We start from the raw sequence: 12,301 nt of genomic DNA, 5'->3' as shown, positions 1-12,301 counted from the left end.
GTTGGGACCTTGTCCCTGTGAGAGTAGGACGTCGCCAAGCAATTAAAGCACGAGTCATTTGACTCGTGCTTTTTTATATTTTCAGGTGAAAAGATAATAAAAGTACTGTGGAAGAAAGTTTAATTTCATCATGTGTGTGACAAACACACTGCCCAAATAGGATTCATATCATACATATATAACGAAACGATGTATATTTTCCGGAAAAGTGTCAAGGAATAGAGGTAAGTATATTTTAATTCAAAATAGAGGGGAGGAATATCCTACATCGTTTTCATTTAGAGAAAAATGATTAGGATAAAGATATGAAAATAAAACATGAGGTTTGCATTGTATGTGGGAATAGGAAAGATGATGGTATACATGTACACACAAGTTTTATATGTGATGCTTGTGAACGGGACATGGTAGAAACTGAAACGAATGATCCTAAATATATATACTATTTAGAACAACTGCGAAAGATCCAAATATCATATTCATAAATAGGCGCACATGCCTATTATTTTTTTTGCCCTAATATCTCTGTATAATAGATAGAGAATGAAAAGTAAGGAAGAGATAAACATGAATCAAAATCGAATACCATTATATGAGACGTTACTCCAGTTTAAAAATAAAAAGCCTTTATCTTTACATGTTCCAGGACATAAAAATGGTTTGAATTTTCCGGAGCAGGCACAAGCAGGTTTTAGTGATGTGCTTTCTATTGATGTAACGGAATTAACAGGATTAGATGATTTGCATAGTCCGTTTGAATGTATAGATGAAGCACAGCAATTATTGGCTGATGTATATAATGTAAAAAAGAGTTATTTTTTAATTAATGGTTCTACAGTTGGAAATTTGGCAATGATTTTATCATGCTGCAAGGAGCATGATATTGTTCTTGTACAAAGAAATTGCCACAAGTCTATTATTAATGGCTTGAAGTTAGCTGGAGCGAATCCAGTATTTTTAGAGCCTTGGATTGATGAATTGTATGGTATACCAGTTGGAGTTGAGCATGAGGTCATTAAAGGAGCTATTGAACGATATCCAGAAGCAAAGGCATTGATTTTAACACATCCCAATTATTATGGTATGGGAGTTGACTTAAAGAAAAGTATTATGTGCGCACACGCACATAAAATTCCTGTTTTAGTAGATGAGGCACATGGAGCTCATTTTTGTATAGGAGAGCCATTTCCTAAGTCAGCATTAGAATACGGTGCTGATATAGTTGTACACTCAGCGCATAAAACATTACCCGCTATGACTATGGGGTCTTATTTACATATCAATAGTAATTTAGTACATGAAGAAAAAGTTTCTTCTTATTTAAATATGTTACAATCTAGCAGTCCGTCTTATCCGATTATGGCTTCATTAGATGTGGCTCGCTTTACATTAGCAAATATGAAGGAGAAGGGCTGTCATAAAATCGTGGAGTTTGTGAGGCGATTTAGGGAGGAATTGCAGGGTATTCCACAAATTGCTGTTTTACAGTATCCTTTGCAGGATGAGTTAAAAGTTACGGTACAAACACGCTGTGAGCTGTCTGGATATGAATTACAATCTATATTTGAAAAGATAGGTATATACGCAGAAATGGCAGATCCATATAATGTTCTATTTATTTTACCATTACAAGTGAATGAGCAGTATATGAAGGCCATAGAAGTAATACGGTCAGCATTACGTAATTATACGGTAACAGACAAGATACCATCTATTCGGTATACTTACAGAGAGGGATTCTCTTCTTTACCATTTACTTATAAGCAATTAGGAAAGTATAAGAAAAAAATTGTACCTTTACAAGAAGCTGCGGGGATGATTGCAGCGGATATGGTTATTCCGTATCCACCGGGTATTCCATTACTGATGTATGGAGAAGAAATTACGACAGAACACATCGAACAAATTTCTTATTTAGAAGAAACGGGTGCTCGTTTTCAAGGGAATGTAAAATATATGAATGTGTATGATATAGGAAGAAAGTAGGTTTTAGGATGAAGGGATTATTTGTAACAATTGAAGGACCAGAGGGCTCAGGTAAATCGACATTAATTACAAAGTTATTACCGTACTTTGAAAAGAAAGAACAAAAAGTCATAGCAACGCGAGAACCAGGTGGTATAGCGATTTCAGAAGAGATCCGAGCAATCTTACATAACCAAGAGTATACGATGATGGAAGCACGTACGGAGGCATTATTATATGCTGCAGCACGCAGACAACATTTAGTAGAAAAAGTTATGCCAGCTTTGGAGAAAAACTATCTTGTATTATGTGATCGCTTTATTGACAGCTCTCTTGCTTATCAAGGTTATGCAAGAGGTCTAGGGATTGATAAGGTATTTGAAATTAATCGGTTTGCGACTGAAGATTGTATGCCTAATTTGACAATCTATCTAGATATTGAACCTGAAGCAGGCTTAGCTCGCATCGAAAAGGATGCTAATCGTGAAGTGAATCGTTTAGATATGGAAAGTATTGAATTCCATAAGTGTGTACGTGATGGTTATTTACAGGTTGTAGATCGCTTCTTAGATCGCATAGTCGTTGTGAACGCAGATCAGCCAATAGAAAAGATTGTGGAAGAAGTTATTCAGCTTATAGAAGATAAATTGTTATAATAGAAAGAAAGTATAAAACAAGTGAGGTATGCATTATGACGAGGACGTGGGAGCAGCTTTCTGCTATACAGCCCATTGGTGTAAAGATGTTGATGAATAGTATTGCAAAAGGGCGTATATCCCACGCTTATTTGTTAGAAGGTGCAAAAGGAACTGGAAAATATGAAACGGCAATTCAAATGGCAAAAAGTTTTCTTTGTAAACAAAGAAACGGTGTAGAGCCGTGTCATACATGTACGAATTGCCGCCGGATTGATTCAGGTAACCATCCTAATTTACATATTGTAAGACCAGATGGGTTATCTATTAAAAAACAACAAATTCATGATTTACAGGAAGAGTTTTCAAAAACGGGTTTAGAGGCAAATAAAAAGGTATATATTATTGAGCATGCAAATCGAATGACAGCAAATGCTGCTAATACCTTATTAAAATTTTTAGAAGAACCAAGCAGCAATACAACAGCTATTTTACTTACTGAACAAAGTCATCAAATTTTAAATACTATTTTATCTCGTTGCCAAGTTGTGACATTTAGACCTTTGTCTACAGAATCTTTAATTGAGAGACTGCAGGGGGATGGAATTGCAGTTTCTTTATCTACCCTTGCTGCACAGCTTACGAATAGTTTTGAGGAAGCGTTATTACTGTGTAATGATGAATGGTTTGCACAAGCACGAGCTTTAGTGATAAAATTATGTGAAGCGCTCGAAAAAGATACAACCTCTCTTTTTTTTGTACAAGAAAAGTGGGGGAAACACTTTGGAGAGAAGGAACAATTACAACAAGGTTTAGATATTTTACTCCTTATTTATAGGGATTTATTATATGTTCAATTAGGAGAGGAAGATCGTCTTGTCTTTCAAGATCAAAAGGAGATGTTTCATTCTTTCTCTTACGCTCAGAAGCGCATTGTATCAGCTCTTTTTAATATATTAGAAGCAAAAAATAGAATCAACGCTAATGTAAATGCGCAGCTTGTGTTCGAACAGTTAGTGTTGCGGTTGCAGGAGGGATGACCGTTTTGTATGATGTAGTAGGTGTTCGCTTTAAGAAGGCCGGAAAAGTGTATTACTTTGACCCGAATCAATTCGATATCTCGGAAAATGAATTTGTGATCGTGGAAACTGTACGAGGTATTGAATATGGGAAAGTAGTTATTACAAAAAAGCAAGTTGATGAAAATGATGTGGTACTACCGCTAAAGAAAGTCATTCGCATTGCAAATGAAAATGATCGGACAATTGTTGAAGAGAACAAACATGCTGCAAAAGAAGCATATCAAGTTTGTCAACAAAAGGTAGGGGAACATAAACTTGATATGAAGCTTGTAGACGTAGAATATACGTTTGATCGTAATAAGATTATTTTCTATTTTACAGCGGATGGTCGTATTGACTTTCGTGAACTTGTAAAAGACTTAGCTGCAATTTTTCGGACAAGAATTGAGCTAAGACAAATTGGTGTTCGCGATGAAGCAAAAATGCTTGGTGGTATTGGTCCATGCGGCCGTATGCTTTGTTGTTCTACATTTTTAGGTGATTTTGAACCTGTATCCATTAAAATGGCAAAGGATCAAAATTTATCATTAAATCCTGCGAAAATTTCTGGCTTATGTGGCCGATTAATGTGTTGCTTAAAATATGAGAATGACGAGTATGAAGCGGCAAAAGAGCAACTTCCTGATTTAGATCAACGTATACAAACACCGCATGGTCTTGGACGCGTTATCGGATTAAATATTTTAGAAAGATTAATTCAAGTGGAATTAGTAGACAAGGAACGGATAGTAGAATATACGTTAGATGAATTAATTAATGAAGGGGTCGTTTCGAGTCAAACCACAGATTAATGAGGTGGGTGCTTGTGGAGAAAAAGGATATTTTTGCAGCGGTTTCCAGTATGGAAGAGCAAATTGGACATTTATATAAGCAGTTGGGAGAATTAAAGCAACATCTTGCAGAGTTACTTGAAGAAAACCAACATATTAAAATGGAAAATGAAAATTTGCGACGTCGTTTTGAAGAAATACAGAATAAGGAAAAACAAAAAACTCAAAAACGAAAAGAAATGAAGCCTAAAACGGATATTGGTGAAGGCTACGATAACCTAGCACGCCTATATCAAGAAGGTTTCCATATCTGTAATTTACATTATGGAAGTGTACGTAAAGAAGGGGATTGTTTATTCTGTCTGTCATTTTTAAATAAAAAATGAAATTACCTTTCCAATATATTGGAAAGGTAATTTTTTATACATGAGAGTAAAGATAAGATGAAATAGGTCTTAGTTTTACGTTCAAATAGGGTAGGTTAAGTATAAGAAAGGAAATCGTATATGCACTTATATGAAGATGAACGTTTAGATTATTTACTAGCGGAAGAAATGAAAATTATTCAAAGTCCATCTGTGTTTAATTTTTCTTTAGACGCAGTGTTACTTGCGAATTTTGCATGGGTTCCGATTCAAAAGGGAAATTTGCTTGATTTATGTACAGGAAATGCTGTTATTCCGCTTTTGTTAAGCACGAGAACGAAAGGGAATATTACAGGGGTAGAAATTCAAGAACGCTTGTATGATATGGGAGTAAGAAGCATCCAGTATAACAAGTTAGAAGAAAGAATTCAGTTAATTCATGGAGACTTAAAGGATATGCCAGAGCAGCTTGGGCGTCATCAATACGATGTTGTAACATGTAATCCGCCGTATTTTCAAACACCAAAGGCATCTGAGAAAAACATTAACGAGCATTTAGCTATAGCTCGTCATGAAATTATGTGTACATTAGAGGATGTCGTATATGCTAGTAGTCAGCTTGTAAAGCAAGGTGGTAAGGTAGCATTTGTTCATCGTCCAGGTCGATTACTTGATATTGTAACACTAATGAGAAAGTATAAGATTGAACCAAAACGTGTGCAGTTTGTATATCCAAAGGCGGGTAAAGAAGCAAATACGCTACTAATAGAAGGAATTAAAGATGGAAATGCAGATTTGAAAATTTTGCCACCCCTTTTTGTATATGAGGAAAATAATGAGTATACAAAGGAGCTTCGTTCAATCTTATATGGAGAAGAATAAACATTATTTTTATGTAGTAGAATGTTCAGATAGGAGTTATTATGCAGGGTATACAAATAATTTAGAGAAACGAATTCAAACTCATAATAGTGGGAAGGGAGCACGTTATACTCGTGCTAGGCTTCCTGTTGTTTTAAAATACGTAGAGGTTCATGGAGATAAAACGACAGCGATGCAAGCTGAATATCATTTTAAACAGTTAAAGCGAAAAGAAAAAGAAGAATATATGCAAAAAGGAGAACGCTATGTGGCAGCAAAAAAGTTTTCAAGCAAATGAAAAGGGAGCCTTATATTTAGTTCCAACGCCGATTGGTAATTTAGAAGATATGACGTTTCGTTCGATTCGGATATTGAAAGAGGCTGATATCATTGCTGCTGAAGATACGCGGCAGACGAAAAAGCTTTGTAACTATTTTGAAATTGAAACACCAGTTATGAGTTATCATGAGCATAATAAGGAAGTAAGTGGACAGAAAATTTTAGATAAGCTAGAAGATGGAAAAACAGTAGCTCTTGTAAGTGATGCAGGTATGCCTTGTATTTCTGATCCAGGCTACGACATTGTTGTAGAAGCTGTAGAGAAACAATATCATGTTATTCCACTTCCAGGGGCAAATGCTGCTCTTACAGCGCTAATTGCATCAGGGTTAGAAACGAGACATTTTTATTTTTACGGATTTTTGCACAGAAATAAAAAAGAACGTAAGGCGGAATTAGAAAAGCTTCGTTATGTTCCAACTACGATGATGTTCTATGAAGCACCGCATCGGTTAGATGATACATTAATTTCTATGAAAGAAGTACTTGGAAATAGAGAAATTGTATTGTGCCGAGAACTAACGAAAAAATTTGAAGAATTTATTCGTGGTTCGGTAGAAGAAGCGATTGAATGGACAAAGCAAAATGAGGTTCGTGGTGAATTTTGTATATTAGTATCCGGATCAAAAGAGGAACCTGCTCCAGAGGAACAGTGGTGGGAAGCTATATCAGTATACGATCATATCGAACATTACATAAACGAGCAAGGAATGTCTTCAAAGGATGCAATTAAAAAGGCGGCCAAAGATCGAGATTTGTCGAAACGAGACGTCTATCAAATCTATCATGTTGATAAAAAATAAGCTTCTCATAATTGAGAAGCTTATTTTACTGCTTGAATATATTGTTGAAGTTCGTTTAAGATCTGTTCAGCGCCTTCTTTGCTTAAGATAATTTTACCTTCAGCTAAAGAAAGGTTACCATCAGACACTTCACCAGTTACTTGGCAAGTCATGTTAGGCTTATATTTTTTTAGGATGATTTTTTCGTCATCAACGTAAATTTCAAGAGCATCCTTTTCAGCAATACCTAATGTACGACGTAATTCAATCGGAATTACAACACGGCCTAATTCATCAACTTTACGAACGATACCAGTAGATTTCATATTCGTTATCCTCCTCATATTCTGTAAGTTTGCGAGTCTATATTTTAATTCGTCATTTTTCGACAAAATACCCTATGAACATATGATACCAATCATTTACATTTCCGTCAATTCATAAATTTTATATTTTATGAAAGAATTGTAGATTTTTATACTTCTTATATATAATAGAAAATGAAAGAATTACACAAGTATTTTACTGTATTTTTAAATTTTATCAATATTCCAGATAAATTACTGTATATTTTTTTTGAATATGAGTAATAGATGATAAAGATAATCGAGCATTAATTCGTTTTTATGCGTCAGTTTTTGATATACTGTTTATAAATACATATGAGGTCATTTGGGAGGTTCAAAACAATGACAGAGGAAAATAAGACCTTTTATATCACTACTCCAATTTATTATCCAAGCGGAAAGCTTCATATTGGACATGCTTATACAACGGTAGCAGGAGATGCAATGGCACGCTACAAGCGCATGCAAGGATATAATGTTCATTATTTAACAGGTACTGATGAGCATGGACAAAAGATTCAAAAGAAAGCAGAAGAACTACAAGTTACACCACAAGCATATGTTGATAACATTGTAGCAGGAATTAAAGAATTGTGGGAGAAAATGGACATTTCTTACGATGACTTTATTCGGACAACCGAAGATCGTCATAAAGAAGTTGTTGAAAAGATTTTTAAACAACTTGTTGATCAAGGTGATATTTATCTTGATGAATATGAAGGATGGTATTCTGTACAGGATGAAACATTCTACACAGAACATCAACTTGTTGATCCGATTATGGAAGGCGATAAAGTAGTCGGAGGAAAAAGTCCAGATAGTGGCCATGCTGTAGAACTTGTTCGCGAAGAATCTTACTTCTTTAGAATGGGTAAATATGTAGATCGACTACTACAATTTTATGAAGAAAATCCACACTTCATTCAGCCTGAATCTCGTAAAAATGAAATGATTAATAACTTCATTAAACCAGGTCTAGAAGATTTAGCAGTTTCTCGTACTTCTTTTGACTGGGGAATTCGTGTGCCAGGTAACCCCAAACACGTTATTTACGTATGGGTAGATGCATTATCTAATTACATTACAGCACTAGGATATGGAACAGATAATGAAGAGAAATATAAAAAGTATTGGCCAGCAGATGTTCACTTAGTAGGAAAAGAAATTGTTCGTTTCCACACAATTTATTGGCCGATTATTTTAATGGCACTAGATTTACCACTGCCGAAAAAGATATTTGCTCATGGTTGGATCTTAATGAAAGACGGAAAAATGAGTAAATCAAAAGGTAATGTAGTTGATCCAGTTACGTTAATTGATCGTTATGGATTGGATGCACTGCGTTACTATTTACTTCGTGAGGTTCCATTTGGATCAGACGGTGTATTTACGCCAGAAGGTTTTGTTGAGCGAATTAATTTTGACCTTGCAAATGACTTAGGAAACTTATTAAATCGTACAGTAGCGATGATTGATAAGTACTTTAATGGAGAAATTCCTGCTTTTAAAGAAAATGTAACTGAGTTTGATGAAACATTAGTAACGTTTGCACAGGATACATTGAAAAAAGTAGAAGAAGCAATGGAAAACATGGAGTTTTCGGTAGCATTGAGTTCTATTTGGCAACTGGTTAGCCGTACTAATAAATATATTGATGAAACACAACCTTGGGTATTAGCGAAAGATGAGAATGATCGTGATAAGCTTGCGTCCGTAATGGCACACCTTGCAGAAATGCTTCGCCAAATGGGCATTATGCTTATGCCATTCTTGACAGCAACACCAAGTAAAATCTTTACACAACTTGGCCTTACTGATGAAGCTTATCAATCTTGGGATAGCCTTTCTACGATTGGTTGTATTCCAGCTAGCACGAAGGTAGTCAAAGGACAACCAATTTTCCCACGCTTAGAGGTAGAAGTTGAAGTTGAATATATCAAAGAACAAATGAAAGGTTCTGCTCCTAAAGTAGAAGAGAAAAAGGAAGAGGAACCGAAGGCAGAAGAAATTACAATTGATGATTTCTTTAAAGTTGAATTGCGTGTGGCGGAAGTAATAGAAGCAGAGCCTGTAAAAAAAGCAGACAAACTGTTAAAGATTCAACTTGATTTAGGCACAGAAAAGCGACAAGTTGTTTCTGGAATTGCTAAATTTTACACACCAGAAGAATTAAAAGGGAAAAAAGTTATTTGTGTAACAAATTTAAAACCAGTGAAATTACGTGGTGAATTATCACAAGGTATGATTTTAGCAGGCGAAGAAAACGGAGTATTGTCTTTAGCAACAATTGATCAAAATTTATCAAATGGTACAAAAATCAAGTAATCTTGACAAAATAAGAGATGTTTCACGTGTAACATTCGTGGAGCATCTTTTTTTCTTGTTAGGAATCTTTTTAAAAATTCCTTTTTTGTATTAAGATTGTACTATTGTTATTACGTTTTTAGGGAAGAGATTTTTTACTATGATAGAATTTATTTCAAATAAAAGGAGTTATTTGTTATGTTGTTTGATACACATTCACATTTAAATGCAGAGCAATTTGAAGAAGATTTACAGGAAGTTATTGCAAGAATGAAAGAAGCTAGGGTTTCGTATACAGTTGTTGTTGGTTTTGATGAGGTAACAATAAAAAAAGCAATTGAGCTCGCAGAAACGTATGACTTTATTTATGCAGCGGTTGGTTGGCATCCCGTTGATGCCATTGATATGACAGAAGGACATTTAGTTTGGTTAGAAGAGTTAGCTGCACACCCAAAAGTAGTTGCTCTTGGTGAAATGGGGTTGGACTATCATTGGGACAAGTCTCCGAAGGAAGTACAGAAAGAAGTATTTCGTAAACAAATTCAGTTAGCAAAGAAAGTGAAATTGCCTATTATTATACATAACCGTGATGCAACGCAAGATATTGTAGATATTCTAGAAGAAGAAAATGCAGCTGAAGTAGGCGGCATTATGCATTGCTTTAGTGGCAGTGTAGAGGTGGCAAAACAATGTATTGATATGAATTTTTTAATTTCATTGGGTGGGCCAGTAACTTTCAAAAATGCAAAGAAACCGAAAGAAGTTGCAATGGAAATTCCAATGGAAAAGCTGCTAATAGAAACGGATTGTCCATACTTAACGCCACATCCATTTCGTGGTAAACGAAATGAGCCAAGTTATGTGAAACTTGTGGCAGAAGAAATTGCTAACTTAAAAGGTATTTCATACGAAGAGGTCGCAAAGGTAACTACAGAAAATGCAAAAGCTTTATTTGGTGTTGAATAAGAAAGAATGGTGAATTCCATTCTTTTTCTTTTACCCTGCCTCTATTGTTACCTCCCAATGAAGAGACACCAACAATACCCAGAAGGCAATACAAGCTAGCTAACTAACGGATATATTTGTAGGGAAGAAAACAAGTGAGGTTAAAGTGTTACAATAAGAAGAGTAGGCAGAGGATTTTTTCTCCTCTGCTTTTTAAATTGTATCAGTGGGAAAATAATAATGGAAAAGTATTCGTTTTTTTGTTTTACTAAGTAGAGACGAAATCAGTGTGGAGGCAGTCATGAAAATTAAAGAGATTATCGTTGTAGAAGGTAAAGATGATACAGTTGCAATTAAGCGTGCTGTTGATGCAGATACAATTGAAACGAACGGTTCAGCAATCGGTGAACATGTCATTGAGCAAGTAAAATTGGCACAGCAAAAACGAGGCGTTATTATTTTGACGGATCCTGATTACCCGGGAGAGCGTATTCGGAAAATTATTTCTGAAAAGGTTCCGGGTTGTAAGCATGCTTTCTTACCGAAAGAAGAGGCACTTGCCAAGAGAAAAAAAGGAGTCGGAATTGAACATGCTTCCAATGAATCCATTCGCCGTGCTTTAGAAAATGTTCACGAAGAAATGGAAGCCTATACGAGCGAAATTAGTTGGAGTGACTTAGTAGATGCTGGACTAGTAGGCGGAGAACAGGCAAAAAGTCGTAGAGAAAAAATGGGTAAACTATTAAAGATTGGTTATACAAATGCGAAGCAGCTACATAAACGTTTACAAATGTTTCAAGTTTCAAAAGAAGCATTTGCGGAAGCATATAAACAAGTATTACAGGAGGAAAAGAAATGAAGGATATCGCAACACCGAATCGTACGAAAGACATTGTTGAAAAGTACGGGTTTTCATTCAAAAAGAGTTTAGGTCAAAATTTCTTAATTGATACAAACGTATTAAATCGTATTGTGGATTATGCAGAAATCGGCTCAGAGAGCGGAGCAATTGAAATTGGTCCTGGTATTGGAGCGTTAACGGAGCAGTTAGCAAAACGTGCTAAGAAAGTAGTCGCTTTTGAAATCGATCAACGACTATTACCAATTCTAGATGAAACATTAGCTCCTTATAGCAACGTAACTGTAATTAATAAAGATATTTTAAAAGCAGATGTACATGAAGTATTCGGAGAGCAGTTCGAAAAAGGGCAAGACGTAATGGTAGTAGCAAATTTACCATACTACGTTACAACACCAATTTTGTTTAAATTGCTAGAAGAACAATTACCAGTTCGTGGGTTTGTTGTTATGATGCAAAAAGAAGTGGGAGATCGCTTAGCGGCTAAACCAGGAACGAAAGACTACGGTTCTCTATCTATTGCAATTCAATATTATACGGAGGTAGAAACAGTTATGACTGTTCCGCGCACCGTATTTGTCCCACAACCAAATGTAGATTCCGCAGTTATTCGTCTTTTAAAACGTCCAAAACCAATTGTTGAAGTGAAAGATGAGAAGTTTTTCTTCGAAGTAGTACGAGCAAGCTTTGCACAACGTCGTAAAACGTTGATGAATAACTTATCAAATAATCTAAATGGTTTCCCGAAAGATAAAGAGTTATTAGATCGTATTTTAACGGAAGTAGGCATTGATCCAAAGCGAAGAGGCGAAACATTATCAATTGAAGAATTTGCAGCACTGAGTAATGCATTAGTCTCTCATAAAGTGAAACTTTAATCCCCCACCTAACTTCTTTACTTTCGCTGAATTTGGAAGTGGGGATCTTACTGGTCGCAAATAGCGGGATAAACAATAAAAGGACAGCTCAATTTGGTCTTACCCCCGTCAAGTGGACAGCTGTAAAAAAAGACTATGCAGCCATCGAGATTCGATATTCAATCGGAGC

The 12,301-nt window shown here is 35.5% G+C and carries 14 protein-coding genes; 13 read left to right on the top strand and 1 reads right to left on the bottom strand.

The window, feature by feature from the left end:
- The first annotated feature begins 305 nt into the window (after positions 1–305).
- The 9 genes from JDS96_RS28115 (at position 306) to rsmI (ending at position 6,820) form a co-directional block, all read left to right on the top strand.
- Positions 306–485 carry a sigma factor G inhibitor Gin gene (locus JDS96_RS28115; protein WP_016116889.1) on the top strand — a complete coding sequence of 60 codons (180 nt, stop codon included), beginning with the start codon at positions 306–308 and terminating at the stop codon, positions 483–485.
- An 82-nt stretch (positions 486–567) separates the two neighbouring features.
- A complete protein-coding gene (locus JDS96_RS28110) occupies positions 568–1,986 on the top strand; it encodes an aminotransferase class I/II-fold pyridoxal phosphate-dependent enzyme (RefSeq protein WP_033795805.1) in 1,419 nt (472 codons plus the stop codon).
- Positions 1,987–1,994: 8 nt separating this feature from the next.
- Positions 1,995–2,621 carry a dTMP kinase gene (tmk, locus tag JDS96_RS28105; RefSeq protein ID WP_003194196.1) on the top strand — a complete coding sequence of 209 codons (627 nt, stop codon included), beginning with the start codon at positions 1,995–1,997 and terminating at the stop codon, positions 2,619–2,621.
- A gap of 35 nt (positions 2,622–2,656) precedes the next feature.
- Positions 2,657–3,640, top strand: coding sequence for a DNA polymerase III subunit delta' (gene holB / locus JDS96_RS28100; protein ID WP_033795806.1), 984 nt, complete (start codon positions 2,657–2,659; stop codon positions 3,638–3,640).
- Positions 3,641–3,645: 5 nt separating this feature from the next.
- A complete protein-coding gene (locus JDS96_RS28095; RefSeq protein ID WP_003194202.1) occupies positions 3,646–4,473 on the top strand; it encodes a PSP1 domain-containing protein in 828 nt (275 codons plus the stop codon).
- 14 nt (positions 4,474–4,487) lie between these two features.
- The gene (gene yabA, locus JDS96_RS28090) at positions 4,488–4,838 is read left to right on the top strand and encodes a DNA replication initiation control protein YabA (RefSeq protein WP_016116893.1); all 351 of its coding nucleotides are present in this window, start codon (positions 4,488–4,490) and stop codon (positions 4,836–4,838) included.
- 120 nt (positions 4,839–4,958) lie between these two features.
- A complete protein-coding gene (locus JDS96_RS28085; protein ID WP_006093070.1) occupies positions 4,959–5,699 on the top strand; it encodes a tRNA1(Val) (adenine(37)-N6)-methyltransferase in 741 nt (246 codons plus the stop codon).
- On the top strand, positions 5,686–5,976 hold the full coding sequence (locus JDS96_RS28080) for a GIY-YIG nuclease family protein (protein WP_033795807.1): 291 nt from the start codon (positions 5,686–5,688) through the stop codon (positions 5,974–5,976). Before JDS96_RS28085 ends, JDS96_RS28080 begins: the two co-directional genes overlap by 14 nt.
- Positions 5,945–6,820, top strand: a complete 876-nt coding sequence (gene rsmI / locus JDS96_RS28075) for a 16S rRNA (cytidine(1402)-2'-O)-methyltransferase (RefSeq protein ID WP_199668776.1) — start codon at positions 5,945–5,947, stop codon at positions 6,818–6,820. The genes JDS96_RS28080 and rsmI overlap by 32 nt, the downstream gene beginning before the upstream one ends.
- A gap of 20 nt (positions 6,821–6,840) precedes the next feature.
- On the opposite strand, the gene JDS96_RS28070 is transcribed toward rsmI, so the two are convergent.
- Positions 6,841–7,125, bottom strand: coding sequence for an AbrB/MazE/SpoVT family DNA-binding domain-containing protein (locus tag JDS96_RS28070; protein WP_003194210.1), 285 nt, complete (start codon positions 7,123–7,125; stop codon positions 6,841–6,843).
- A 363-nt stretch (positions 7,126–7,488) separates the two neighbouring features.
- Here JDS96_RS28070 and metG point away from each other — a divergent pair, with 363 nt between their 5' ends.
- From metG to rsmA, 4 genes are all read left to right on the top strand, one after another.
- A complete protein-coding gene (metG, locus tag JDS96_RS28065) occupies positions 7,489–9,471 on the top strand; it encodes a methionine--tRNA ligase (protein WP_199668775.1) in 1,983 nt (660 codons plus the stop codon).
- 177 nt (positions 9,472–9,648) lie between these two features.
- Positions 9,649–10,416: a TatD family hydrolase gene (locus JDS96_RS28060; protein ID WP_003194214.1), complete on the top strand. Its 768-nt coding sequence runs from the start codon at positions 9,649–9,651 to the stop codon at positions 10,414–10,416.
- Positions 10,417–10,696: 280 nt separating this feature from the next.
- Positions 10,697–11,254 carry a ribonuclease M5 gene (gene rnmV / locus JDS96_RS28055; RefSeq protein ID WP_018767333.1) on the top strand — a complete coding sequence of 186 codons (558 nt, stop codon included), beginning with the start codon at positions 10,697–10,699 and terminating at the stop codon, positions 11,252–11,254.
- Positions 11,251–12,132, top strand: coding sequence for a 16S rRNA (adenine(1518)-N(6)/adenine(1519)-N(6))-dimethyltransferase RsmA (gene rsmA / locus JDS96_RS28050; protein WP_199668774.1), 882 nt, complete (start codon positions 11,251–11,253; stop codon positions 12,130–12,132). The genes rnmV and rsmA overlap by 4 nt, the downstream gene beginning before the upstream one ends.
- The last annotated feature ends 169 nt before the right edge of the window (positions 12,133–12,301 follow it).

This window comes from Bacillus cereus group sp. N21, assembly GCF_016483395.1.
Lineage (GTDB): Bacteria > Bacillota > Bacilli > Bacillales > Bacillaceae_G > Bacillus_A > Bacillus_A pseudomycoides.
The sequence above is the reverse complement of the archived record's forward strand: the minus strand, read 5'-3'. Positions and strand labels throughout refer to the sequence as shown.